Annotated in this window: 22 protein-coding genes; 13 read left to right on the top strand and 9 right to left on the bottom strand. The window is 71.7% G+C overall.

The genetic code is table 11. The features are described from left to right. Positions 1 to 6 precede the first annotated feature (6 nt). From Pen02_RS04540 to Pen02_RS04530, 3 genes are all read left to right on the top strand, one after another. The gene (locus tag Pen02_RS04540) at positions 7 to 957 is read left to right on the top strand and encodes an NADP-dependent oxidoreductase (protein ID WP_203864604.1); all 951 of its coding nucleotides are present in this window, start codon (positions 7 to 9) and stop codon (positions 955 to 957) included. Between the two features lie 183 nt (positions 958 to 1140). Beyond that, positions 1141 to 3210: a glycosyl hydrolase family 28-related protein gene (locus Pen02_RS04535; RefSeq protein ID WP_203864603.1), complete on the top strand. Its 2070-nt coding sequence runs from the start codon at positions 1141 to 1143 to the stop codon at positions 3208 to 3210. A 188-nt stretch (positions 3211 to 3398) separates the two neighbouring features. Then, a complete protein-coding gene (locus Pen02_RS04530; RefSeq protein ID WP_203864602.1) occupies positions 3399 to 4040 on the top strand; it encodes a hotdog fold domain-containing protein in 642 nt (213 codons plus the stop codon). Between the two features lie 160 nt (positions 4041 to 4200). Here Pen02_RS04530 and Pen02_RS04525 read toward each other — a convergent pair whose 3' ends face one another. The 3 genes from Pen02_RS04525 to Pen02_RS04515 form a co-directional block, all read right to left on the bottom strand. Continuing rightward, positions 4201 to 4419, bottom strand: a complete 219-nt coding sequence (locus Pen02_RS04525; RefSeq protein WP_203864601.1) for a hypothetical protein — start codon at positions 4417 to 4419, stop codon at positions 4201 to 4203. Between the two features lie 64 nt (positions 4420 to 4483). Continuing rightward, the gene (locus Pen02_RS04520) at positions 4484 to 4678 is read right to left on the bottom strand and encodes a DUF397 domain-containing protein (protein ID WP_203864754.1); all 195 of its coding nucleotides are present in this window, start codon (positions 4676 to 4678) and stop codon (positions 4484 to 4486) included. 2 nt (positions 4679 to 4680) lie between these two features. Then, positions 4681 to 5568 carry a helix-turn-helix domain-containing protein gene (locus Pen02_RS04515; protein ID WP_239140056.1) on the bottom strand — a complete coding sequence of 296 codons (888 nt, stop codon included), beginning with the start codon at positions 5566 to 5568 and terminating at the stop codon, positions 4681 to 4683. A 237-nt stretch (positions 5569 to 5805) separates the two neighbouring features. Here Pen02_RS04515 and Pen02_RS04510 point away from each other — a divergent pair, with 237 nt between their 5' ends. Together Pen02_RS04510 and Pen02_RS04505 are read left to right on the top strand one after the other, a co-directional pair. Then, complete coding sequence (locus tag Pen02_RS04510; RefSeq protein ID WP_203864599.1) at positions 5806 to 6039, top strand: hypothetical protein; 234 nt, start codon at positions 5806 to 5808, stop codon at positions 6037 to 6039. A 68-nt stretch (positions 6040 to 6107) separates the two neighbouring features. Continuing rightward, positions 6108 to 7691: a nucleotidyl transferase AbiEii/AbiGii toxin family protein gene (locus Pen02_RS04505; RefSeq protein ID WP_203864598.1), complete on the top strand. Its 1584-nt coding sequence runs from the start codon at positions 6108 to 6110 to the stop codon at positions 7689 to 7691. Positions 7692 to 7963: 272 nt separating this feature from the next. Here Pen02_RS04505 and Pen02_RS04500 read toward each other — a convergent pair whose 3' ends face one another. Further along, entirely contained in the window at positions 7964 to 8851 is an 888-nt protein-coding gene (locus tag Pen02_RS04500; protein ID WP_203864597.1) for a helix-turn-helix domain-containing protein, read from the bottom strand. Positions 8852 to 9017: 166 nt separating this feature from the next. Here Pen02_RS04500 and Pen02_RS42940 point away from each other — a divergent pair, with 166 nt between their 5' ends. Both Pen02_RS42940 and Pen02_RS41545 read left to right on the top strand, forming a co-directional pair. Next, positions 9018 to 9449, top strand: coding sequence for a hypothetical protein (locus Pen02_RS42940; protein ID WP_372445569.1), 432 nt, complete (start codon positions 9018 to 9020; stop codon positions 9447 to 9449). Beyond that, complete coding sequence (locus Pen02_RS41545) at positions 9449 to 9784, top strand: hypothetical protein (RefSeq protein WP_239140053.1); 336 nt, start codon at positions 9449 to 9451, stop codon at positions 9782 to 9784. The genes Pen02_RS42940 and Pen02_RS41545 overlap by 1 nt, the downstream gene beginning before the upstream one ends. Positions 9785 to 10081: 297 nt before the next feature. Here Pen02_RS41545 and Pen02_RS04485 read toward each other — a convergent pair whose 3' ends face one another. Continuing rightward, positions 10082 to 10843, bottom strand: coding sequence for a hypothetical protein (locus tag Pen02_RS04485; protein ID WP_203864596.1), 762 nt, complete (start codon positions 10841 to 10843; stop codon positions 10082 to 10084). A gap of 265 nt (positions 10844 to 11108) precedes the next feature. Here Pen02_RS04485 and Pen02_RS04480 point away from each other — a divergent pair, with 265 nt between their 5' ends. From Pen02_RS04480 to rocD, 4 genes are all read left to right on the top strand, one after another. Then, positions 11109 to 11840, top strand: coding sequence for a cellulose binding domain-containing protein (locus Pen02_RS04480; RefSeq protein WP_203864595.1), 732 nt, complete (start codon positions 11109 to 11111; stop codon positions 11838 to 11840). A gap of 324 nt (positions 11841 to 12164) precedes the next feature. Continuing rightward, positions 12165 to 12887: a DUF4190 domain-containing protein gene (locus Pen02_RS04475; RefSeq protein ID WP_203864594.1), complete on the top strand. Its 723-nt coding sequence runs from the start codon at positions 12165 to 12167 to the stop codon at positions 12885 to 12887. A 428-nt stretch (positions 12888 to 13315) separates the two neighbouring features. Next, positions 13316 to 14173, top strand: coding sequence for a dimethylargininase (gene ddaH / locus Pen02_RS04470; protein ID WP_203864593.1), 858 nt, complete (start codon positions 13316 to 13318; stop codon positions 14171 to 14173). Positions 14174 to 14187: 14 nt separating this feature from the next. Next, a complete protein-coding gene (gene rocD / locus Pen02_RS04465) occupies positions 14188 to 15438 on the top strand; it encodes an ornithine--oxo-acid transaminase (RefSeq protein WP_372445575.1) in 1251 nt (416 codons plus the stop codon). 152 nt (positions 15439 to 15590) lie between these two features. On the opposite strand, the gene Pen02_RS04460 is transcribed toward rocD, so the two are convergent. Together Pen02_RS04460 and Pen02_RS04455 are read right to left on the bottom strand one after the other, a co-directional pair. Continuing rightward, entirely contained in the window at positions 15591 to 16739 is a 1149-nt protein-coding gene (locus Pen02_RS04460; RefSeq protein WP_203864592.1) for an FHA domain-containing protein, read from the bottom strand. Then, on the bottom strand, positions 16736 to 17029 hold the full coding sequence (locus Pen02_RS04455) for a 4a-hydroxytetrahydrobiopterin dehydratase (protein ID WP_203864591.1): 294 nt from the start codon (positions 17027 to 17029) through the stop codon (positions 16736 to 16738). Before Pen02_RS04455 ends, Pen02_RS04460 begins: the two co-directional genes overlap by 4 nt. A gap of 272 nt (positions 17030 to 17301) precedes the next feature. Between Pen02_RS04455 and Pen02_RS04450 the strand changes: the two genes are divergently transcribed. Beyond that, entirely contained in the window at positions 17302 to 18084 is a 783-nt protein-coding gene (locus Pen02_RS04450; RefSeq protein WP_203864590.1) for a hypothetical protein, read from the top strand. A 179-nt stretch (positions 18085 to 18263) separates the two neighbouring features. After that, positions 18264 to 19028, top strand: a complete 765-nt coding sequence (locus Pen02_RS04445; protein WP_203864589.1) for an LppX_LprAFG lipoprotein — start codon at positions 18264 to 18266, stop codon at positions 19026 to 19028. A 118-nt stretch (positions 19029 to 19146) separates the two neighbouring features. On the opposite strand, the gene Pen02_RS04440 is transcribed toward Pen02_RS04445, so the two are convergent. Beyond that, positions 19147 to 20211: a fatty acid desaturase family protein gene (locus Pen02_RS04440; protein WP_203864588.1), complete on the bottom strand. Its 1065-nt coding sequence runs from the start codon at positions 20209 to 20211 to the stop codon at positions 19147 to 19149. Positions 20212 to 20499: 288 nt separating this feature from the next. Then, the gene (locus Pen02_RS04435) at positions 20500 to 24270 is read right to left on the bottom strand and encodes an SCO7613 C-terminal domain-containing membrane protein (protein WP_203864587.1); all 3771 of its coding nucleotides are present in this window, start codon (positions 24268 to 24270) and stop codon (positions 20500 to 20502) included. Positions 24271 to 24344: the final 74 nt, after the last annotated feature.

The raw sequence follows: 24344 nt of genomic DNA, 5'->3' as shown, positions 1-24344 counted from the left end.
GGTTGCATGAGAGCCGCACGAATCCACGAATACGGCGACGCGTCCGTGATCCGCCACGACGAGGTCCCCCAGCCGGTCCCCGGCGACGGCGAGGTGTTGGTCGAGGTGGCCGCCACCTCGTTCAACCCGTCCGACATCGGTCTGCGGATGGGACTGCTGCACTCGATCTTCGCGCTGGAGTTGCCGTACACGTTGGGTTGGGATGTGGCCGGCACGGTCGTCGAGGTCGGCGGCGGCGTGCGGACGCCGGCCGTCGGGGACCGGGTGGTGGGTCGGGTCGACACCGGCGGCGCGGCGGCGGACTTCGTGGTCGCGGCGGCCGGCACGGTGGTGCCGGCACCCGACACGCTGCCGCTGGCGCACGCCGCCGTCCTGCCGGTCGCCGGGCTCACGGCCTGGCAGGCGGTGTACGAGCACGCCCGCCTCACCCCCGGCCAGCGGGTGTTCGTCAACGGCGCGGGCGGCGGCATCGGCGGCATCGCCGTGCAGCTCGCGAAGCACGCCGGGGCGTACGTGATCGCGACCGCGAGCCCGCGCAGCGCCGATCCGGTACGCCGACTCGGCGCCGACGTGATCGTCGACTACACGGTGACCCCGCTGGCCGAGGCGCTGGACGAGCCCGTCGACGCGCTGCTCAACCTGGTACCGGTCGACCCGGCGCAGGGGGCGGCGCTGCTGGCGCTGGTCCGGCCGGGCGGGATCCTGGTCTCCGCGACCGGACCGGTCGAGGCGCCGGCAGGTTCACCGGTCCGGACGACGCGGTTCGTGGTCCGCAACGATCCGGGGCAGCTCACCGAGCTGGTCGGACTGGTGGACGCCGGCATCGTCCGGGTGGAGGTCGCCGACGCCCGCCCGCTGGCCGAGTTGGCCTCGGTGCACCGGGCTGCCGAGGCCGGCCGAACCCGGGGCAAGACCATCCTGATCCCCCCAAGTGCCGCACGATACGCGACAGACTGACGCTTGAATGTGGACAGTTTTCTGCAATAACATGACGCGAGCTAGCTCGATTTCCTGCCTCTGTACGAAGTGTGGCGGCCATACGGCCACTGGGGAGGGATCCTCCGCCTCGGGCGTCGGCGGGCGTCACCGCCCACCGCCCCACCAGAAGGATCACCACCTCCCAGAGAAACGAGTTCCCCGATGTCACGCAGCAGCATCATCGGACCTCCGGCGCAACGATCCGAGCGACCAGCCCGCTGGCTCGCGGCGGCAACCCTGATAGGAATCGGTGTCTCGGCCGTCATTCCCGGAGCCCCGGCGTCAGCGGCCGGCGAGGCGACCGGGCGCAGCGGTCCCGCACCGGTCGTCACCCGGGCCGGCCTCGACCCCGCGCTCGTCGCCGGCCGGGGTGCCAGCGTCGCCTTCCTCGAACAGGAGGCCGAGCACGCCCGGACCAACGGCACCGTGATCGGCCCGGACCGGACGGCGTACACGTTGCCGGCGGAGGCGTCCGGCCGGTCGGCGGTACGCCTCACTCCCGGGCAGCACGTCGAGTTCACTCTGCCGAAGGCGGCCAACGCGATCACGGTCCGCTACAGCATCCCGGACGCGCCGGACGGCGGCGGGATCACCGCACCGCTGCACGTCACGGTGAACGGCAAAGCCCGGCAGACGATGACGCTCACCTCGGAGTACGCCTGGCTCTACAACCAGTACCCGTTCAGCAACGACCCCGACGCCGACCTGCTGCACCCGGACTGGTGGATCACCGAGTGCTCCTGCGTACCGGCGGCGACCACGCCGTTCCCGACGATCGCCAAGCCGTTCCGGCCGATGCACTTCTACGACGAGCAGCGGCTCCGGCTCGACCGCACCTACCGGGCCGGTGACAAGATCCGACTGACCGCGCCGGCCGGCAGCAACGCCGCCTGGACCGTGATCGACCTACTCGACTCGGAACTTGTCGCCCCGCCGAAGGTGCGACTGCTCGCCGCGAACGTGCTCGCCTTCGGCGCCGACCCGACCGGCCGACGGGACTCCGCCGACGCCATAGACCGGGCCATCGCCTTCGCCAAGCGCGCCCGGTTGACCGTCTACATTCCGCCGGGCACGTACCAGGTCAATCGGCACATCATCGTCGACGACGTGACGATCGAGGGCGCCGGCAACTGGTACACGGTGATCAAGGGACGGGAGGTGGCGCTCGACCCGCCGGCCCCGGACGGCTCGGTGCACACCGGCGTCGGCTTCTACGGCAGGGACGCGGCCGACGGCGGCAGCCGTAACGTGCACCTGTCCGGCTTCGCCATCGAGGGCGACGTACGGGAGCGGATCGACACCGATCAGGTGAACGGCATCGGCGGCGCGATGAGCGACTCGACCATCGACGGGCTGCACATCCGGCACACCAAGGTCGGCGTCTGGTTCGACGGCCCGATGCGGAACGTGAAGGTCACCAACAACATCATCGTGGACCAGATCGCCGACGCGCTGAACTTCCACACCGGGGTCACCGACTCGGTGGTCCGGAACAACTTCATCCGGAACACCGGCGACGACGCCCTCGCCATGTGGTCGGACAAGGTCGCGGACGCCCGCAACACCTTCGACCGGAACACCATCCAGACGCCGACGCTGGCGAACGGGATCGCCATCTACGGCGGTACCGACAACACGGTCTCGAACAACCTGGTCGCGGACCCGATCCGGGAGGGCAGCGGCATCCAGCTCGGCTCCCGGTTCGGCGCGGAGCCGTTCGCCGGCACCACCCGAATCACGAACAACACGGTGGTGCGGGCCGGAACGTACGAGCTGAACTGGAACATCGGGCTCGGCGCCATCTGGATCTACGCGCTGGAGCGGGACATCGACGCGGACATCCAGGTGACCGGCGACCACTACCTGGACAGCACCTACAACGCGATCATGCTGGTCAGCGAGTGGTCGGTGAAGGACCTGTACTCGATCGACGGGGTGAAGTTCTCCGACATCCGGGTCGACGGCACCGGCACGTCGGTGGTCAGCGCCCGGGTCTCCGGCGGCGCGTCGTTCGCCAACGTCGACGCCCGCAACGTCGGCGCGGTAGGGGTGAACAACTGCGGCTCGTTCCACTTCCCGCCGACCGGCTCCGAGTTCCGGCTCACCGACCTCGGCGGCAACGACGGCGGGGGCACCACCGGCCCGTGGCTGGCGCCGTGGCTGCTGCCGAACACCATCACCTGCGACGACCGCCCGCCGGTCGTCCCGCCACCGCCGCCCAGCACCTGGTAGCAGGTCGGGTGGGCGTCCGGGGTAGCGGCCACGATCCCCGGGCGCCCGCCCGGCGTCGGCACGGCGTTTCCGCGTACCGTGGTGGTCGCTTCCCGCACCGGCCCGCGCCCCGGGCCACGACCTGCGGAAGCACGACCTCGCGGGAAGCACGATCCCGCGCAGCCACCGAGTTTGCGGAAGGCGGACCGATGCTCATCCCCGCCCGGTTCAACGGGCCGCCGGGCTCCGGCAACGGCGGCTACTCGGCCGGCCTCTTCGCGCACGGCGAGAACGGCGAGGTCACCCTCCGGATGCCGCCGCCGCTGGACACCCCGCTGTCGCTGCTCGACTGCCAGGTCCGCACCGCCGACGGCGCCGTCGTGGCCGAGGTCGCGGCGGAGGCCGAGGTCGACACCGTGGTCCCGCCGATCGGGTACGCGGACGCGGTCGAGGCCGCCAAGGGGTACGCCGGGTTCGCCGACCACCCGTTCCCGACCTGCTACGTCTGCGGCCCGGACCGCACCGACGGGTTGGGCATCTTCCCGGGGCGGATCGCCGACGGCAGCACCGCCGCCCCGTGGACCGTCCCGGACGACGTCGCGCCCGCGACGATCTGGGCCGCGTTGGACTGTCCCGGCGGCTGGTCGGTGATCGGCACCGGCCGCCCGTACGTGCTGGGCCGGATCGCCGTACGCCTGGACCGGCTGCCCGCCCCCGGCGACGAATGCGTGGTACGCGGCGCCCTCGCCGCCTCGACCGGCCGCAAAGCCCTCGTGCACACCACCCTGTACGCCCCGGACGGCACCGAACTGGCCCGCGCCCGCGCCACCTGGATCGCCCTCCCCGGCTGACCGCCACTCACCTGGACGCCAGAGGCGTCAACCGTTCCCGGTAACGCATCTGATGTCCAGGTCGACGTTCCCCGCTGTCGAAGGTCGGGCCGGTCGCCTGCGCCGAGGCGGGCGACGTCGCGAGGCCGAGCGCGACAGCCGCCGGGGCCGGAACGCTGGCCTACCGGAACCGGCCGGGGCCGCCCTTGCCGTAGCCGAGGTAGAGCATCGGGCCGACCGGGAAGGCCAGGACGATGATCAAAGCCCAGGTGTTGCGGTCGAAATGCCGCAGCTCGCGGTCACTGGTCTGGGCGAGGTCCGCCAGGAGACGCCGGTCGAACCAGACGACCACGCTCAGAATCACCACAGCGGTGATCAGCACAACCGTCAGGTCGTTCATCGGGCCTCCCTCCGGCGGGCGAGACCAAAGACTACCGCCGTGGTCAACGCCCAGCTCAGAGGCATCAGCGCGACGGGCGTCCCACCCGTACGCCAGCCACGAACGACGCCCAGGCGCCAGGCCCGAACGCCAGCACCGGCCCGGCCACGTCCTTGCTGTCCCGCACCCCGACCACCCCGGCCAGGTTGCCCGCCACCTCGACGCAGTTGCCGCCGCCACTCCGACTGCTCTTGCGCCAGTCGGCCCGGTACAGATCGATCATCATGCTGGACACTCCTCCGCGATCGACTCGATCAGGTCCCGCGATTGTGCCTCGGTCAAGCTGTCTTCCTCAATATCTCGCCAGACGGCGACATGAGCTTCCACCTCGTGCGGCTTCTCCAGATACAGCGCACCGGTCAGCCCCTCGCTGTAGACGATCGGCGGTTCGGTCCGCCGCCCGATGCCGTCCTTCGGGAAATCCAGGATGGCGAAACCACCGTTAGCACGCTCCGCCCGATACAGGCCGACCGAGAACGGAAGTATCCGCACGGACACGTTCGACCGCTGCCCGACGGCAGCCAACTGCCGCAACTGCTCGCGCATTATCGAGCTGGCGCCCGGCGCCCGACGCAGCACGGCCTCGTCCAGGATCACGCTGAGCTGCGGAGCCGGAGGATGCCGCCGACTCAGAATCGCCTGTCGCCCGAGCCGGACCCGCACCGCGCGTTCGCGTTCGGCCGGCCCGAGTTCCGGGCTGCCGATCCGGAAGACCTCGCTGGCGTATGCCTCGGTTTGCATCAGTCCCGGCACGAAGTGCGGCTCGTACATTCGCAGGTGGGAGGCGGCGGCTTCGAGGCCGACGTACAGCTCGAACCACTCGGGGATGGCGTCGCCGTAGCAGTGCCACCAGCCGCGCGCCTTGGTCTCCTTGGCCAGCCCGGTCAGCGCCTCGGTCATCTCCGGGGTCGCCCCGTAGATCCGGCACATCGCCTCGACGTCCGGTGACCTCATGCTGGTCGCCCCGCTCTCGATGCGCCAGATCTTGGGACTCGACCAGCGGAGCGTCGCGGAAACGACCTTGATGGTGAGTCGGGCCTCTTCGCGGAGCTGGCGCAGGTGCCGCCCGAGCTGCCGTCGCGGAACGGTGGAGTCGACCTCTGCCCGCACTACCATCTCCTTTCCGGCACCACTTCCCGACCAAACCTTTCAGTCGATCTGTAATGCCACTCGAATGCTCTCGATCAATTACTTCCAATTACAAATGATCAATAGAGGATCGTTCGACCAAGAGGTAATATTGCATTACTTCCGGCATTGGTAAAGCATCAATTCCATGACATCGGAACTCGGCCGGCGGAGCCGCGCGGCGCCAGGCGTGCAGGCCACCCACGCGGCGACCCGTTGATGCGCGAGCCGCCCCGGCCCGGAATGGTGCTCTACGTCGGTGCGGCGGCGAGCGTGCAGTTCGGTGGCGGGCGCGCGATGCTGTTCCGGGTCACCCGGGTCTGCCAACTGCCCACCTACCACGGCTGGTGCTGGCTCACCGGCTACAGCCTGGACGAGCACGGCGACGCCGTACAGCGCCGTGAGATCTTCGTCCAGCTCGCCGGCCTTCGGCCCGTACCCCCGAGGCGCTGACCCGAAGGGGGGCGGACACCGTCGAAATCGCGTTTCCGGGCATCGTGGCCGGCCCGTACGCTACGCCGATGCCTGAGGTGTCGGGGGACTTCGAGATCCACATTACGACTTACGGCCAGCACGCCGACAAGCTGGCGACGCTCGCGGCGGAACGCGGCGTCAAGTTCCTGCACATCGTGCTCGACCGTGGCGTGTTCGCCTCCCAGCCGATGCTCACGCTGACCGGGCGGGGCAGCCTGCGGGAACAGTTTGCCGTGGTGGACCGGTGGCAGCGCGAGCTACGCAAGGCGCAGATCTACCCGTGCCGCTCCAAGATCGAGGCAGCGCCGTGGTGTGTCGGCGTACCGCAGTCCGACGCGGACGCGGCGGTCGAGCCGGCGGGGCGGTACTTCGAGCACCACGTCAAACTGTTGCTGCCCACCGCGACGGTGACGGACCTGACCGCCGTGACCGAGCTGATCACGCCGCACGGCGCCCGGCTGTCCCGGAACGCCCGTCGCGAGCGCGCCGACGGTACACAGGAAAGGTTTGTCACGCAGCGCTGCCACGACGTCGGGCTCGACACGGCCAAGCAGCGGCTCGACACGCTCGTCGAGGCTCTCCGCTCGGCCGGCCACGAGATCGTGGCGGTCGAGCAGGAGTACGTCGTCTTCGACAGCGATGTGTCGCACGACCGGGGCTGGCTGACGAACGACTCGGTCTGGAACGTGCACGACTGGGAGCGGCAGCACGAGAACAGGATGCGGACCGCACCGGCCGGGGCGCCGGACTATCCGCCGACCTACCAGCCGCTGCCCACGGACCCGACCGTCCGGCAGCGGGCGGCGTTCGACCCGGCGACGAAGCACTACCAGAACGCGTACCGGGCCGGCGAGCCCGAGTTCCTGGTTGCCGCCACCGGACAGCGCTGGCGGAGCGCCCGGCACACCGCGATGAACGGCATCCTGACCGCGATCGCCGGCACCCAATGGGGTGCGGAGCACCTGGTGCTGCGCGGCAGTCTGACGATGGCGGCCTGGGTCGGCGACGCCGCGCGCGAGCCGGGTGACCTCGACTTCGTCGTCACCCCGCACACGGTCAAGAGCGGCAGCCCCGACGCGCGGACTGTGCTCGATGACGTCAAGGCCGCCGTCCGGAGCATCCCGGCCACCGCTGGCCTGAGGGCGGACGGGATCGTCGAGTCGGAGATCTGGACGTACGAGCGGGCCGACGGCCGACGGCTCGCTGTGCCGTTCAGCACGCCGGAGGCGCCGGACGGGCACGTGCAGCTCGACATCGTGTTCGGCGAGCAGCTTCCCCTCGCCCCGGAGGTGCTGGTGCTGCCCGGCGTCGACGAGCCGGTGCTGGCCGCCTCCGCCCCGCTCTCGCTGGCGTGGAAGCTGCTGTGGCTGGCCACCGACATGTACCCGCAGGGCAAGGACCTCTACGACGCCGTACTGCTCGCCGAACACACCACCGTCGACCTGGCCCTGGTACGCACGCTGATGCGTCCCGAGCTGGCCGCCGAAGCTGACACGTTCGACGCCGAGACGGTGCTCGGCTGGGACGTCGACTGGAGGAACTTCGTCGACGAGTACCCCGGGATCACCGGCACGGCGGAGCAGTGGACCAGGCGGCTGGCGCTGGCTCTCGACCGGGCCTGGGCAGCCTGACGGCCTGGCCGCTCCTGTCCGCTGTGCTCGCGGAGGTGGAGGCGGGCCTGTCCGCCCCACCTCCGCCGACCCGGTCCCGGGCAACGGCGGGGCTGGTGCCTACTGCGTCTCGTCCGGACGGCTCGGCTCGGTCCGTTCCGGTCCCTCGACGTCCGACCTGCCCGTCGCCGCTGTCTCCCCACACCGGCGACGTACGGCAGGCTGCCGATCGTTGCTTTCCTTCCCGTGCACACCGGCGGCTCCGGTCGCGGTCGGGCCACGGCCGGCCACGGTCAGCCGCCGTACTCCTCGGCCACCGTGGTGATCAGCTTCCGGGACAGTTCCTCGGTCAGGCTGACCGCCTCGAAGTCGCGCCAGACGGCCGCGTGCCGGTCCACCTCGTGCGGCTTCTCCAGATAGAGCGCGCCGGTCAACCCTCCGCTGTAGACGATCGGCGGCTCGGTCCGGCGCCCGAGGCCGTCCTTCGGGAACTCCAGGATGGCGAAGCCGCCGTTGGCGCGCTCGGCCCGGTAGAGCCCGGCCGAGAACGGCAGCACCCGTACCGAGATGTTCGGTTGCTGGCCGACGGCCACCAGGTGCCGCAACTGCTCGCCCATCATCTGGCCGGTACCGGCGGCGCGGCGCAGAACCGCCTCGTCGAGTACGACGTCGAGTTGCGGAGCCGGTCCGCGCCGCCCGTCGAGGATCCCCTGCCGGCCCAGCTCGCCCCGGACCACCCGCTCGCGTTCGACCGGCCCGAGTTCGGGGTTGGCGATCCGGACGACCTCCGTGGCGTACGCCGGGGTTTGCAGCAGCCCGGGAACGAACTGCGGTTCGTACATCCGGAGGTGGCTGGCCGCCGCCTCCAGCCCGAAGTACGGCTCGAACCATCCGGGGATGGCGTCGTCGTAGCAGTGCCACCAGCCCCGTGCCCTGGTTTCCTTGGCCAGCCCGGTCAGCGCCTCAGTCATTTGTGGTGACGCACCGTATATCCGGCACATCGCCTCGACGTCCAGCGAACGCATGCTGGTCGCCCCTGTTTCGATCCGCCAGATCTTCGGCATCGACCACTCCAGCGCCTCGGACACCACCCTGATGGTGAGCCGGGCCTCCTCGCGGAGCTGCCGTAGGTGCCGTCCCAGCTCTCTTCGTGGAACGGTGGAGTCCACCCCTGCCTGCACAACACTCCCCCTTCTGCGGTATTACCTTTCGAGCGAACCTTTCATTCAATATGTAATGCCCGACGAATACTCTCTGTGATTCAGGTAATTACAGATCGTTAGAGGGAAAACGTTCAACCAAGACGTAATATTGCATTGTCCGGCGCTCTAGTAAAGCATCGATCGCATGGCAGCCGAACCCCTGACGATCGAAGCGGGAGGAACGGAAATGTGGGACCACGATCCGGCCGCTCCGCTGTGGACCTGCACGGGATGCGGTGACGACTGGCCCTGTGTGGTCCGAAGACGACAGCTACGGGCGGAGTTCGCCGGCAGCGTCGTCTCACTGAGGTACTACCTGGCCCATCATCTCGTCAACGCCGCCGAGGATCTGCGACACGTACCCGCCGGCTGGTTACACAATCGTTTCATCGCCTGGACCGACCGGGCCGCGGATCCGCCGCCGTACACGTCGGCGGACATCCTGGTCAACAGCTATCTGCTGGCCGACTCGCACAGCCCCGATCGGTTCGGGACGTGTCCCGTCTGCGGCGATCCCGGCAACTGCTGGGTACGACTCGACCCGAACGGACCGGGCTTTCTCATCCCGGTCCCCTGATGCACGAGCCACCCCGCCCCGGAATGGTGGTGCAGGTCGGGGCGGCGGCGAGCGTACAGTTCGCCGGTCGGCGGGCGCTGCTGTTCCGGGTGACCCGGGTGAGCGAAAGGCCCACCTATCACGGCTGGTGCTGGCTCACCGGCTACACCCTCGACGAATACGGGGAGGCCGTCGTGCGACGTGAGATCTACGTCCAGTTCGCCGGCCTACGCCCCATCCGCCGTCATCCGCAGAAGCCGAAGCCCGGGCTCGCGCCACCGCCCCGGCATAGGCCCTCGGAAACCGGTCGGCCCCCGGCCAGGGTTCCGACGGGTACGCCGGTCGGCTCACGATGAAGTCGGAATGAAGCGGTCCGGCGGCCGAGTTTCCGACGCCTGAGTTTCCCGGGCTCGTCGGCGGCAATCCCCCCGAATAACCGCGGTTCGACGCCGGCTACGCACCTTCCACGCGTCTTCTACTCGACTTCCCCATACCAGCTACGCATCTCTACGCCGTTTTCTGGTGATCGGTCCGTCGGCAATCGCCACTTCCGTATCACGACGGCGGCCCGGTACCGCGCGAGCGGCGCCGGTGGCCGGCGGCGGCGCCCGCGCAGGATCCCGGTCGGCAACTGTGGGAGGGGGCGACCGGGGTCAGGGACGGGCGCCGCCGCCCGGCTGGATCCGGGTGATCAGGTCGTGCATCGGCTTGGTGCCGCTGCCGACCATGATGCCGGTGACGATGCCGTCGACCCAGACCGGCAGACCCTCCCACTCCGGCCCGGCAATCGCGTGCAGCAGGTAGAAGCCGCCGGCCGTGGAGGCGAGCGTGGCGACCGCCACCGCGATGCCCCAGGCGACGATGGTGCGGTTGCCCCGGCCCCGGTCCGCCTGCTCGCGGAGCGCGGCCACCGCCGCCCGCTCGGCCGGGGTCGCCTCCCGGGACAGGTTCGCCAGCTCGGTCTCGGCCCGCAGCGCCGCCGCCTCGACCCGGCGCCCCGGCAGCCACCGGGAGAACGGCTCCAGGATCCGCTCGACCGCCGCGGCGAAGACGATCAGTACGCCGAAGACGGCGACGGTGTCCGGCGGTTGCATGGTCTCCGCATTGGCACCACTGGACCAGATCGTCCACGAGCCGAATCCGGCGGCTCCGATCAGGACGAACGCGGTGAACACCGCACCGAAGCTGGCCGGCGCCGCACCGGACCCGGAGGTACCGTCCGGAGCCGCCGCACCGACACCGTCGGGCGCGACCGGTCCCGCCCCGGTGGCCGTACCCGATCCGGTGGCCTGCTCCGGGCCACCGTTCCGGCCGGTCGCCGGCCCACCGGTGTCCACATCGGAGAAGGCGCCGGGAGCGGGCGCCGCCGCGACCCGGCCGACGGCGGCGCCGACAAGCTGACCCGCCTGCCCCACCAAGGAATTACCCCGCTCCGGCGCCATGCCTATTCCCACCCCTGCGTCAGCGTCCAGCCGTTCTGCCGTGGCGAAGGCTACCGCCCTGGAAACCGTACGGAAGCGGCCGGGTAGTCCGGTTCGACCGAACCGGCAGCGGCTTTCCGAGCACCCCTGTCCCATGGGAGTCTGTCGATGGTTTTCGCGGAGAGGGCACGCGTCACGCCGCCGACGGGCTACGGCGGCACCGTCCACCTGCCCAGCTCCGACCCCGAGAGGGAATCCGATGAACCTCATCTCCGTACGCCGGTGGTGCACCGTGCTCACCGCGCTGGCGCTGGCGGTCAGCGCGGGACTGGCCGCCCCACCGGCCCCCGCCCGGGCGGCGGTCGCCTGCCAGGTCGTCTACACCGAGACGGGCTGGTCCGGCGGTTACGTCGGCAACGCCCGGATCCGCAACACCGGTGACCTCCCCTGGAACAGCATCCTGATCGAGTTCACCCTCGGCCCCAACGACCGGCTCGGCGCGATCTGGAACTACAACGTGCAGGTTCTCGGGCAGAACGTCCGGGCCCAGAGCACGGCTGCGGTGGCTCCGGTGCCGCCCGGAGGGACGACCGAGTTCGGCTTCGTCGGGCAGTACACCGGCACGCACGTCCCGCCGAGCAACTGGCGGGTCAACGGGGTTCCCTGCTCGGGGGCCGGCCAGCCGCCGGCCGTGATCGCCGAGCCGGAGTCGCGGTCGGTGCCCGAGGGCACCAGCGCCCCGTTCACCGTACGGCTGAGCCACCCGCCGGCCGGGCCGGTCGGCCTCCGGATCACGACCAGTGGCACCGGCATCTGGGCGATGCCGCCGATCGCGATCAGCTTCAACCCGTCCGACTGGAGCACCCCGAAGTCGTTGTCGGTCTACAGCCCGCAGGATGCCGACGCGGTCGACGACGTCGCCGTCTTCACCCTCTCCGTGCCCGGCTACCTCTCCGACACGGTCACCTTCACCCAGCTCGACGACGACTGAACCGGTCCCGCCGTCACACCTGCTGACGCCACGCCTGGTGACGCCGCACGTGGGGATGCCGCACGTGAGGATGCCGCACGTGAGGATGCCGCACGTGAGGATGCCGCGCTGGGCGGCGCCGCACGTGAGGACGCTTCGCCTGATGACGCCGCGCGTGGGGATGCGGCATGCGGGGACGCCAGTCGTGAGGACGCCGCACCCGGTGACGCCGTCGATCGAGGACGGTCGTCACCAGGTGTGGCGGGGCGCGCATCGGGGTACACCGATCCCAACGCTGCGTAGAGGCCATCGACGAGGCTCCACGCATGGATCAGGAGGTGTGTTGTGGTCAGGATTCCATCGCTGCGCCAATCGGAGCCGGCGCCGACGCGGGACGAGAACCGCGACGGACGCGTCGACGCCCGCGACGAGCGGCCGACCGGTACCGCCACGGTGACCGAACCGGCGCCGACACGTACCGGCACCGCCACCAGGACCGAGGACCGCACCGAAGCCGTACGGACCGACTCCGACCGTGCCGGCGACACCGCGAAGCGCCGGCCGGGCGGCACGGTCGCCGAGCCGGAGACGGTGACCCGGAAGGCTCCGCCGGTCGCCCCGACCCCGCCGGCCGTGAAGACCACCGACACCCGGCCGACGACCGACCGTACGACGGACGATCCCGAGCGCGGGCTCGGCGAGCGTACGCCGGAGACCGACCCGGTCGTGGTGGACCGTGGCCCCCGCCCCCGGGCCAGCATGCTCGCCACGCTCAGTCTCGTCTTCGGGGTGGCCGCCGCCGGCTTCGTGCTGACCGGCGCCCTCGCCGGGTACGGCATCGTGCTCGGCACCGTCGCCCTGCTGCTCGGGGTCAGCGGTGTCAGCGCGACCGCCCGCCGGCACGTCGCGGGCAAGTCCGACGCGCTGATCGGGATCGTCCTCGGGGTCGGCGCCGTCGTCGTGGCGGTGCTGGCGATGACCGGCCAGTTCGACTGGCCCACCACCGACGGCGACACCGTCGTCCGGTTCCGCGAGTGGCTCGACTCACAGTTTGTCGACCGGTTCTGACCGGGTACTGATCTCCGCGGAGCGGTGGTGCACCGCTCTGGCCCCGCCAGCCGGTGGTGGTTCACCACCCGAGCGCACAATATTCGGGGGCGGCGACGACGCCGCCCCCGAAGTGCGTCTGCCACAGGGCCGCACAACCGGGTGTCGCGGCGCAACTTTGCTGAAATAGCGCCTTCCGTCGTCGCGGCAGGCCACTACTTCCCTGAATCAGCGCGATCTTCGCTTCCTGGAGCAGCGTGATCCTCGTGGGCCTGGTGACGGGTTGTGTGCAACGGATCGTCGGTGTACTCCCGTGGAGACGCAACGATCAGCCGCCACAAGCAAGTTCCAGCGGTGGTTCCCGTGCGCCGGGCCCGCATAGCGTTGGGTGCGGCGCCAGCCCGTGAGCCGTACCGAGGCCGGGCGCGCCCGACCCCGGGAGCAGGACCATGACGTTGGACGCCATCGCCACCAGCGGGCGTACCCCGGCCGGCCCGCCACGGAACCGGCACTACCTGATGTGCCGGCCGACGTACTTCACCGTCGAGTACGCGATCAATCCCTGGATGGATCCGGCCGCCCCGATCGACACCGCGCTCGCGCTGCGGCAGTGGGAGACGCTTCGGCAGACGTACCTGGACCTCGGGCACACGGTCGACGAGATCGAGCCGCTGCCGGGGCTGCCCGACATGGTGTTCGCGGCGAACGGCGCGACCGTGCTCGACGGCCGGGCGTTGGCGGTGCAGTTCCGTGACCCGGAGCGCGCCGACGAGGCACCCGCGTACGCCGGCTGGCTGGACCGGGCCGGTTTCGAGGTGCACGAGGCGAAGCACGTCAACGAGGGCGAGGGGGACATCCTGCCGGTCGGCGGGCTGCTGCTGGCCGGTACCGGATTCCGCACCTCGCACGCCGCGCACGCCCACCTCCAGGAGGTCTTCGGGCGGCCGGTGATCACGCTGCAACTTGTCGACCCGCGCTTCTACCACCTGGACACCGCGCTCTGCGTGCTCGACGACACGACCGTGGCGTACCTGCCGGTGGCGTTCTCGCCCGGCAGCCGGGCGGTGCTGCGCCGGCTCTTCCCGGACGCGGTGCTCGCGACGATGGCCGACGCCGAGGTGCTCGGCCTGAACGCGGTCAGCGACGGCCGGCACGTCGTACTCCCGGCCCAGGCCACCGGGCTGTCGGCCGCACTGCGCGAGCGCGGGTACGACACAATTGGTGTTGATTTGTCCGAGCTGCGCAAAGCCGGCGGCGGACCGAAGTGCTGCACCCTGGTGCTGCGGGAACGAGAGGCGACCAAGTGATCGTGGACGACGCGCTGCGCACCCCGGAGGCGGCCGACCCGCCGCGTGCCCCCCAGTCCGACGACGCGCTGCGCACCCCAGAGGCGGTACGCGAGGCCGAGCGGTGGACCGCGCACAACTACCACCCGCTGCCGGTGGTGATCTCGTCGGCCGAGGGCGCCTGGGTCACCGACGTCGACGGCCGGCGCTACCTCGACTGCCTGGCCGGCTACTCGGCGCTGAACTTCGGGCACCGGCACCCGACGCTGATCGCCGCCGCGCACGCCCAGCTCGACCGGCTCACCCTGACCAGCCGGGCGTTCGTGCACGACCAGTTCGCCGACTTCTGCCGCGAGCTGGCGCAGCTCTGCGGCAAGGACCTGGTGCTGCCGATGAACACCGGGGCCGAGGCGGTGGAGACCGCGATCAAGGTGTCCCGGAAGTGGGGCTACCGGGTCAAGGGGGTACCGGACGGGCAGGCCACCATCGTGGTCGCGGACGGCAACTTCCACGGGCGTACGACCACGATCGTCAGCTTCTCCACCGACCGGGAGGCCCGGGACGACTTCGGGCCGTACACCCCGGGGTTCCGGATCGTCCCGTACGGCGACCTGGCCGCGCTGGCCGAGGCGGTCGACGAGACCACCGTGGCCGTACTGCTGGAGCCGATCCAGGGCGAGCAGGGTGTGGTGGTGCCGCCGGCCGGCTACCTGCCCGGGGTACGCCGACTCTGCACCGAGCGGAACGTGCTCTTCGTCGCCGACGAGATCCAGTCCGGGCTGGGCCGGACCGGCGAGACCTTCGCCTGCGACCACGAGGACGTCAAGCCCGACATGTACGTGCTCGGCAAGGCGCTCGGCGGCGGGATCGTGCCGGTCTCGGCGGTCGCGGCCGACGCGGACGTGCTCGGCGTACTGCGGCCGGGCGAGCACGGCTCGACGTTCGGCGGCAACCCGCTGGCCTGCGCGGTCGCGGTCGAGGTGGTGCGGCTGCTGGCCACCGGTGAGTTCCAGCGCCGCTCGGCGGAACTCGGCGAACGGCTGCACGCCGGGCTGCGCGGGCTGGTCGGCGAGGGGCTGGTCGCGGTACGCGGCCGAGGGCTGTGGGCCGGCATCGACATCGACCCGGCGCTGATGACCGGACGGCAGGCGTGCGAGCGGCTGGCCGAGCGCGGCGTACTGGCCAAGGACACGCACGGCTCGACGCTCCGGCTGGCGCCGCCGCTGGTGGTCGAGGCACACGAGATCGACCACGCGGTACAGCAGCTCGCCGCCGTACTGCGCTGATCCGACCGGGTTCGGCCCGTCTCCACCCGGGGACGGGCCGACCCGGATTCGTCACAGTACGGGCCGACCCGGATTCGTCAGTGCCGGGCCGACCGGGATTCATCGGGACGGGCCGGTCCGCGCGTCGTCAGGACTGGCCGGCCCGCGCGTCGTCAGCCCCGGTCGGGCAGCCGGATCGCCATGGTCGGCGCCTCGGCCATCACCGAGGTCGGGTTCGTCATGCCGCCGGAGTTCCAGGTGTTCGCCCGTCCCACCTGCACGCCGGGATACAGCTCCACGATGTCGCCGCCGCGCATCACCCGGGACTGCTGACGGGCCAGCGAGACCCGCTCGGCCTCGTCCATCGACCCACCCGGTCGTACGCCGGAGCCGTTGGTGCTGACGTCCTGGGCGACCAGGTCGGTGCCACGCAGCTCGAACCGTACGTGGCTGCGGCTGATCCAGCGCCGCGCCTCGTCGTTGAGCCACTGGCCGAGCCGGATGCCGCCGGAGTCGTCCGGGGCCCGGCCGACCACCACCGGGCGTTCGGCGGTGACCACGAACCGGCGCCGGACCATGCCGCCGATCCGGATCGACAGCACCTCCTCCTTCGGCCTCGGCCCGGCGTCGCTGAGCCGCTGGTCGTGCCGGGGACAGCTCGGCATCCCGGTGCGCAGCGTCGGCGGCGGCTGGCCGCTCGGCTTGCGGTCGATCTCGGCGAGGTCGGCGAAGGCACCGCCACCGCCGCCACCGCCGAAGAGCACGCAGCCGGGCTCCTTGCACCGCCAGGTGCGGGCCAGCAGTTTCCGGCCGGTCGGCGAGGGACCGGTGGCCGCCACCGAGCCCTTGACCCGCTGCGCCAGGACCGGGCCACCGGCTCCCGGCAACGGGGCGAGCAGCCGGCCCGGTGCGGCGGTCACCCAGGGGAAGCGCCCGGCCATGCCGTCCAGCCTGGCCCGGCTCAGCACCGGCAGGCCGAGCAGGTCGGCCACCTCCAGCATCCGGTCGCCGGGGTTGCCGAGTACCTCGACCAGGCCGTTGTCGGCCCAGCGCCGGAGCACCATCCGCTCGTTGGAGGTGAGGTCGGCGTCGCTGAGCAGCGCGCGGTGCACCACCGCGTACACCGGGACGTTGTCCTCTTCGAGGTGCCGCCCGAGCGCGTCGATGACCATGCCCAGCCGCATGGTGCTGGCCGGCCGGCCCCCGTCGAGGTCCTGGTAGCGGACCACCTCGGCCAGGTCCAGCACCGCCCGCACCAGCGACGGGTCGGTGCTGACCCGGTCCTCGATCGCGTCGAGGACCTTGCTTATCTCGAATCTCACGCCGCTCCCCGGACTATCTCGTCGATCCGCTTTGCCAGCTCAACGTCGCGTCGGGTGACTCCACCGACCGAATGGGTCGCGCAGCGGAAGACCACCGTGCGCCACCGGATGTCGATGTCGGGATGGTGGTCGAGTTCCTCGGCGACCACCGCGACCCGGTCCACCACACCGATCGCGTCCCGGAAGGTGAGCAGCTCGACGGTCCGGCCGATGCCGGCCGGGTCGCCGGCCCAACCGTCCAGCCCGGCCAGCTCGGTCCGCACCGCCTCCGCGTCCAGCACCTCTGCCATGGCCAGACCTTACCGCCGAGATTCCCTCCCGTGGTGTCCAACCCGATTCGGCACGGCGGTGACCATCACCGCCGGTCGGACGACAGCCGGTTCGTCGCCGCCCGATCGCTGGGCTCACCCACGCCACGCGGTCGGCGTCGACGCGGTCGCGAGAAGTGTCTCGACCGGTCGAGTTGCCACCGCCGGGCACGATGGCCGTGGCGCGTTATCTCGTGGTTCCGATCGGGTCCTGCGAAGTAAGGTCCGCGTGATTCGTCGACGGGGAGGAAACGATGCGGGGGCGTACTCTGCGGTCAGCGGCTCGGGTGCTCGTCCTCGCCGCCGCACTGGGCCTGCCGGTCGCGGGCTGCGGCATCACCGGTGCAGGCTCGGACCTGGCGCCGTCGGGCGGCGCGGAGACATCCACGCCGGCACAGCTCAGCCCGGTCCAGAAGCTGGCGGACGCGGCGGCGAAGACCAACGAGGGAATCATCACCGTCGTCATGCGGGCACCCGGGATCACCACCGACACCAGGGTGGATCCGGCCGGTAAAAAGGCGACGATGAACATCGTGGTCGGGGACGGCGAGGACGACAGCTTCCGGGCCGAGCTGATCCAGCTCGACACCGACCTGTACGTGCGGATGCCCGACCTGCCCGGCCCGTCGAAGAAATGGATGCGCGGCGACGTCGCGGACCTTCCGGCCGGCAGCCCGCTCCACCTGCTGCGTGGCGGCGACCACACCGGCGCCGCCGACCTCGCCAACTGTGTCGTCAGCGCGGAACGGAAGGGCGGACACGACTACGTCGGCATGCTGGATCTCACCCGGTCGCGCATCGTCAGCCGGAGCGTGCTCGCCGAACTCGGTCAACGGGCCGGCGCCGTTCCGTTCAGCGCCCGTACGAGCCGCGGCGGTGACCTGTTCGAGATCGCCATCGACGTGCAGAGCGTGTTGCCGACCTCCGGCGAGATCAAGTACAGCTACAGCAGATCGGACGGGGTGGACGCCGAGCGGCCAGCTCCCTCCGAGGTCACCGAGCTGCCGAAATCGCTGGTGGACCGCTTCGAGGTGTGACCGGGCCGAACCTCGGTGCCGGAGCCGACGGAAAGTCGACGCCGGCCTCGGGGTCGTCCGGCCGCCGCCGGAGCCGATGGAAATCAGTGCGCTCCGCTGGCGGGCGGTCGCTACGCTGTCCGGCGTCCGGCCACGGCAGGTGACTGCGCGTGGCCTTTGTCACGGGGAGGAAGCACCAGATGAAGACTCGACGGCTGGCGGTCACCGGCCTGGCTCTGGTCACCGCGCTGAGCGTCGGCGTCACGGGCTGTGCCCGGCCCGGCACCGAGCCCGGCGGTGGGAACGGCGCCGCGCCGGCAGCGCAGGTGAGTCCCGCCGACGCGCTGGCCGCGTCGGTACGCAAGCTGAACGAGGACACGTTCACGGTCAGCCTCAAGATGTCGGTGATGTCGGCGCAGGGCGCGATGGATCCGAAGGGCAAGAAGGCCAACCTGGCCATGAAGATGGACGCCCCGGGGCAGTCGCTGGACTTCAAGATCATCCTGCTCGGCGACGACCTGTTCGTGAAGTACACCGGCCTGCCGGGGCTGCCCGAGGAGTGGATGCGGGTCGACGCCTCGAAGATCAAGGACGGCAGCACCCTGGACATCATGCCCGAGGACGATCCGATGGGCGTGAACAACCTGATGAAGGGCATCGTCAACGTCGAGCGGGACGGCGAGCGCGGCTTCAAGGGCACCCTCGACCTGACCAAGTCGCCGACGGCCGACCCGGAGTCGCTGAAGATGTTCGGCGACAAGGTGAACGCGGTGCCGTTCACCGCCACCGTCGACGACCAGGGCCGGCTGGTCGAGATCGCGGCCGACACCAAGACCGTCTCGCCGCTGATCGGAGACATGAAGGTCAGCTACGACAACTTCGGCAAGCCGGTCGAGATCACTGCGCCGAAGTCCTCGGAGGTCGTCGAGATGCCGGCCGAACTGCTCGGCCTGATGGACGCCTGACCGGGTACGCAACAGGCGTCTGACCGGGTACGGGCCAGCCGCCTGATTGGCGTGCAACAGCACGCGTGGGGCGGCCTCCAGCCGAGGCCGCCCCACGGTTCCCCCCACCAACTCCGGTCTACGCCGCGCGGCTCCGGCCCCCCGCCGCCCGCTCGGCCCGCAGCGGTGCGCCGACCGAGTGCAGGTGCCGCAGCGCCTGCCGGTACGAGTCGAACAGCCCGGTCTCCTCGTACGGAATGCCCTGTTCCTCGCAGTACCGCGCCACGATCGGCTGGGCCCGACGGAGGTTCACCCGGGGCATGCTGGGGAACAGGTGGTGCTCGATCTGGTAGTTGAGCCCGCCCAGCGCGAAGTCGACCACCACCCCGCCCCGGACGTTGCGGGAGGTCAACACCTGCTTGCGCAGGAAGTCGAGTTCGTCCTCGGCGGTCACCACCGGCATGCCCTTGTGGTTCGGCGCGAACGAGCAGCCCATGTAGAGGCCCCACAGTCCCTGGTGGACGGCAAGGAAGACCAGCGCCCGCCCCGGCGAGAGTACGGTGAACAGCGCGCCGAGGTAGCCGACCGCGTGCAGGACCAGCAGGATCGCCTCGGCCCGGCGGTGCCGGATCGGCGTACCGTCGGTCAGCGCCCGGACGCTGGAGACGTGCAGCGCCAGCCCTTCCAGCAGCAGCATCGGGAAGAACAGGTACGCCTGCCGGCAGGCCAGCCAGCGGCTGAATCCCCGGGTACCCCGCGCCTGCTCGTCGGTCCAGACCAGGGCGCCCGCCCCGACGTCCGGGTCGTCGTCCTCGTGGTTCGGGTTGGCGTGGTGCCGGTTGTGCTTGTCGATCCACCAGCCGTAGCTGAGCCCGATCGCCAGGTTGCCGGCGAGCAGCCCGGCCACGTCGCTGGCCCGCCGGTTGCGGAACATCTGCCGGTGCCCGGCGTCGTGGCCGAGGAAGGCGACCTGGGTGGTGGCGCCGGCCAGGAAGACCGCCACCACGACCTGCCACCACGAGTCGCCGACCGCGGCGAAGGCGACCCAGCCGGCGACGAAGAGTCCGAGGGTCAGCGCGATCCGGGCCACGTACCAGCCGGTGCGGCGTTCCAGCAGGCCGGCCGCGCTGATCTGTCGAGATAACCCTGAGTAGTCGCTACCTCGACGAACCTCCGGCTCGGCCACCCCAGCGAGGACCGCCATGTTGAAGCTCCCAACGTTACTTTGCCGCAACACCGGTCGGCGACGCGTTGATCCAAGTGTCCGGAGGATGCTCGCGCTCAGTAAACCCGAAAACCCCCGTATCCGGGGTAGTGGTAGCACCACCAAGACACCCGATCCGGCCGCTCGCCGGCGCCCGTCAGCTCATCCCTCGGCGCCCGTCAGCTCATCCCTCGGCGCCCGTCAGCTCGTCTCCCGACACCCGCCAGCTCATCCGTCGGCCGCCGTCAGCTCATCTCTCGGCACCCGTCAACTCACCCTCCGGCGCCGTCAGCTCATTCGGTCGACGGCGGAGCGGAGCCGGCGCAGGTCGCGCCGCCGACGCTCGTACGTCATGGCGAGGCCGATCAGGGCGAATCCGCCAACGGCCAGGAAGATCCACCGGGGCAGCCGGTCCCAGACGTCGACCATTTCCCGCAGCGCCAGTACGGCGAGCACGGCTCCGCCGAGCAGTACCGGCGCCTGGCGTCGCCACCGGGCGCCGACGAGTACCGCCACCAGCGCGGCGGCCCCGAGGAGCAGCCGTCGCCACGGCTGGTCGCCGGCCACCAGTACCGAGACCAGGCTCGGCAGCAGCGCCGCCCCCAGCCCCGGCCCGTACGCCAGCCAACTGCTCAGCGCCGGCCAGGCCCGCAGCGCCAGCCAGCCGGCCAGCAGCCCGAGCACCGCCGCCGGCAGGGTGTACGCCTCGACCAGTGCCACCTGGGCCGAGCCGAGCAGCAGCCAGACGGCGACCAGTTCGGCGGCACCGGCTGCGGCGGCCCGGATCCAGCGGTGCGCCGCCGGCTCGGCCGGACGCAGGGCGCGCAGGCCGAGTGCCACGCCCCAGAGCGTGCAGACCGCCGCCGCGTACCGGATCTCGCCGGCCGTCAACAGCAGGGCGATCCCGGCGGTCAGGTGGCTGGCCACCTCGACGGCGACCGCCTCGGCCCGGCGGGACCAGCGCACGCCGGACGCCCCCGCCGGCCGCCCACCGGCCCGGACCGTCTCCTCGACCGAAACCGTCTTCGCAGCCGCACCCGCAGCCGCACCCGGAACCGTCTCCCCGACCGGGGCCGTCCCCGCGACCCGGACCGTTGCACGGGCCAGGAGTGCTCCGCCGGCCAGGGACAGGGCAGCGACGCCCAGCACCACCAGCGCGGTGATCCGCAGCGGCAGGTCGGCGGCGACCGAGGCCGTACCGGCCAGCGCCGCAGCACCGGCGACACCGGTCAGCCAGCCCGCGACCCGGGCCGCCGGGGTGCGCCCGAGCGCACCGACGGTCAGCCCGGCGGCGGCGACCACCGCCAACCCGGCGAGCGTGCTGGCCCTGGTCGGCAGCAGCCCGGCCAGGCCCGGCGCCGCGAAGGCGACCCCCACGGGTACCAGCCAGACCCGCCGGCCGGCGCTCCGGCGCAACGCCACGGCGAGTGGGCCGGCCAGCCCGGCGACCAGGCTCAGCGCCGGCACGACCGGCCAGCGGGCTCCGGCGGCCACCAACCCGACCAGCGCCGTACCGACCGCGAACGGCGACGCGACCAGTGCGGCCGTACGGACGGTCCGCCGCCAGGCCCAGCCGGCGACCGCCGCCGCCATGGTGAGCAGCAGCAGGGTGAGCGTGTCGAAGCCGTCCAGCCGCCAGTCGTCCGGATCGATGCCGAGCCCGGACGGGTACAACCCGACTCCGGAGGGCGGGCCCGACCAGATCCGGCCGATCCAGTCGTACGGGGTGAGGAGCACGGCCAGCACCGCCGGCACCGCCACCACGCCGGCCCGGAGCAGCAGGATCGCCCCGGAGACCAGTGCCGGTACGCCGACCGCACCCGCCCCGGACTCCGTCCGACGATCGTCCGCTCCGGTCCACGGCAGTACCCGACGCCGGGACGTCAGCCACACCCCGAGGCTGAGCAGCAGCGCTCCGGCGGCGTACGGGCCGGCTGGTTCGTCGACGCCGGGCAGGGCAGGCGCCAGGCCGACCGCCAGCGCGACGGTCGACAGCGCCGCGTTGGCGTACGGCAGGTAGTGCGGCACCGCCCGACGGACCGGCACCAGCCCGACGGCGAGCAGCACGGCGGTGACCAGCACAGCCCGCGCCTGCCACCACGGCGGTACGTCGGCGGCGAACAGTCCGAGTAGGACGGTGCCCGGAGTGGCCAGTACGGCGACGGCGAGCCCGACACCGCCGAGCCCTCGCCGGAACCTCTCCGCCGAGCCCTGCCGAAGTCCGTGCCCCGGCCCGGAGGCGTCCGTCATGCCCTGCCCCGGCCCCGGGGCGGCGGACGGAGGCAGGGGCGACGGCTCTGGGGAGGGCGACTGTCCGGCGGGGCGGAGTGTGGTCAGGGCGACAAGCGTGCCGAGCAGTACGAGGGTGCCGAGGACGGCGGCGGCACCGGCCGGTCGGGCCAGGCCGACCAGTAGCGCGTGCCCGGCCAGCAGTACGGCGGCGAGGCTCGCCGGCAGTGCCCAGCGCAACGGCCGGCCCGGCCACGAGGCGGCCAGAGCGAGGGCGCCGGCCAGCCCCAGGTCCAGGGCGGCAACCAGCCACCAGGGCAGCGGCAGCGCGGTCGGCACCGCCAGCACGGTGAGCACGGCGCCGGCCAGCAGGATCGGCGAGCGGTCACGCCGCCGGGTGAGCAGTACGAGCGCCACGGCGGCCAGCACCAGCGCCACCGGAAGCTGCCAGTCGAACGGCCCGTCCTGCGGGGTGAGGTCGGCCCGCCAGGACGGCTGGGAGCGGAGCGTCACGTCGACCGCGACCAGCAGCGCCATCGACCCGGTGAGTACCGCCAGCGCCCCGGCCACGACCAGGCCGCCGATCCGGGGGCCGACCCGGAGGCCGGCCGGCAGCCGCCGCGCGGCGACCGTGACCAGGCCGGCGAGGAGTACGACGACTGCGGCGGACGAGCCGAGTAGTGGCCAGGGCGTCTCGGCGACCGCCCGGACCAGCGCCACCGCGAGCGCCACGACGAGGACGGCGGACGCGATGGCTCCGGCGGCGGTACTGCGCAGCCGGAGGGCTCCGGCGACGGGTAGCAGGGCGGCCACCAGCAGCGGCGCACCGGCGAGTACCGCCAGTGGACCGTCGGTGGTGACCAGCGCCAGGATGCCGCAGAGTGCCGAGGCCAGCCCGGCGACCGCGTAGCCGACCCAGGCGACGGACCGACGGACACCGTCGACCGGGTCCGCCGATCCGTCGCCACCCCGCCCCCGGGTAAGGACCAGGTCCAGCACCGCCAGGCCGGCGAGCGCCAACGCCCAGCCGCCGGCACCGAACCCGGCGTCGTAGGCCAGCAACGGCACCACCGGCTGGGCCAGCAACAGGCCGGCGAACCACGGCGCGTCGAGTCGGGTCAGTCGGTGGTAACCCCCCGCCACCACCGCGCCGACCCCGAGCACGAGTGCCGCGTACCGGGCTGCGGGCCAGCCGGCCACGCCGAACAGGTCCACGCTCCAACCGGCGTACCCGTCGAGCACCACCAGCAGCAGACCGACCGCCGCGAAGGTCTCGGCGGTGGCGGTCAGCCCCCGCCGCTGGGCGAGCAGTGGCGCGGCCAGGGCCAGCCCGGTCAGCGTGCCGAGGATCAGCGCCCGGCCGGCGACGCCGACCGTTGCCCAGGCGACCACCGCGAAGACGATCGCCGCCGTGCCGAGCAGCAGTCCGCCGAGGACGAAGAGCACGTTCTGCACGGTCCGGGTGGACGCCTCCGGGCGTACCGGGGAATCCGCCGGCACCGCCCGGATGCCGGCGGCCGGGTTCGGGCCGGGCGCTACCACGGCCGGGGTCGGGACGGCAGCCGGGCGGGTCGCGGCGGACGCCGCCGACCGCACCTGCCCGGCCAGCGTGTCGCGGCGCTGCCGGAGTTGCCACAGCGCGGCGTCGAGACTGAGGTACGCCTGGCGGGCCTGCGCCACCCGGCCGCCCAGCTCGGCGATCTCCACGCCGAGCCGGATCACCTCGGCGGCCTTCGGGTCGGGGGCCCGGCCACAGCCCGGACAGCCGGTCGCCAGGTCGGCACCGGCCCCGCACACCGGGCAGGGGTACGCGTTCGCGGAAGCGGTCACGCTGTCATGTTGCGGCGCCGCCCGCCCGGTTCACAGAGTGCGCGTACCTACCCCGGAGCGGGTACCCCGACCGA

The organism is Plantactinospora endophytica (genome assembly GCF_016862915.1).
GTDB classification, from domain to species: domain Bacteria; phylum Actinomycetota; class Actinomycetes; order Mycobacteriales; family Micromonosporaceae; genus Plantactinospora; species Plantactinospora endophytica.
Note: the sequence above shows the minus strand (reverse complement) of the source record. Positions and strands in the feature narration are given on the sequence as shown.

What these genes read in the sequence shown, in the direction of transcription:
- Pen02_RS42940 (WP_372445569.1), top strand. Translation starts at nt 9,018, where the DNA reads ATGGCAGCCGAACCCCTGACGATCGAAGCGGGAGGAACGGAAATGTGG.
- Pen02_RS04525 (WP_203864601.1), bottom strand. Translation starts at nt 4,419, where the DNA reads ATGAACGACCTGACGGTTGTGCTGATCACCGCTGTGGTGATTCTGAGC.
- ddaH (WP_203864593.1), top strand. Translation starts at nt 13,316, where the DNA reads ATGACGTTGGACGCCATCGCCACCAGCGGGCGTACCCCGGCCGGCCCG.
- Pen02_RS04510 (WP_203864599.1), top strand. Translation starts at nt 5,806, where the DNA reads ATGCGCGAGCCGCCCCGGCCCGGAATGGTGCTCTACGTCGGTGCGGCG.
- Pen02_RS04535 (WP_203864603.1), top strand. Translation starts at nt 1,141, where the DNA reads ATGTCACGCAGCAGCATCATCGGACCTCCGGCGCAACGATCCGAGCGA.
- Pen02_RS04445 (WP_203864589.1), top strand. Translation starts at nt 18,264, where the DNA reads ATGAAGACTCGACGGCTGGCGGTCACCGGCCTGGCTCTGGTCACCGCG.
- Pen02_RS04540 (WP_203864604.1), top strand. Translation starts at nt 7, where the DNA reads ATGAGAGCCGCACGAATCCACGAATACGGCGACGCGTCCGTGATCCGC.
- Pen02_RS04480 (WP_203864595.1), top strand. Translation starts at nt 11,109, where the DNA reads ATGAACCTCATCTCCGTACGCCGGTGGTGCACCGTGCTCACCGCGCTG.
- Pen02_RS04505 (WP_203864598.1), top strand. Translation starts at nt 6,108, where the DNA reads ATGCCTGAGGTGTCGGGGGACTTCGAGATCCACATTACGACTTACGGC.
- Pen02_RS41545 (WP_239140053.1), top strand. Translation starts at nt 9,449, where the DNA reads ATGCACGAGCCACCCCGCCCCGGAATGGTGGTGCAGGTCGGGGCGGCG.
- Pen02_RS04530 (WP_203864602.1), top strand. Translation starts at nt 3,399, where the DNA reads ATGCTCATCCCCGCCCGGTTCAACGGGCCGCCGGGCTCCGGCAACGGC.
- Pen02_RS04450 (WP_203864590.1), top strand. Translation starts at nt 17,302, where the DNA reads ATGCGGGGGCGTACTCTGCGGTCAGCGGCTCGGGTGCTCGTCCTCGCC.
- Pen02_RS04440 (WP_203864588.1), bottom strand. Translation starts at nt 20,211, where the DNA reads ATGGCGGTCCTCGCTGGGGTGGCCGAGCCGGAGGTTCGTCGAGGTAGC.
- Pen02_RS04455 (WP_203864591.1), bottom strand. Translation starts at nt 17,029, where the DNA reads ATGGCAGAGGTGCTGGACGCGGAGGCGGTGCGGACCGAGCTGGCCGGG.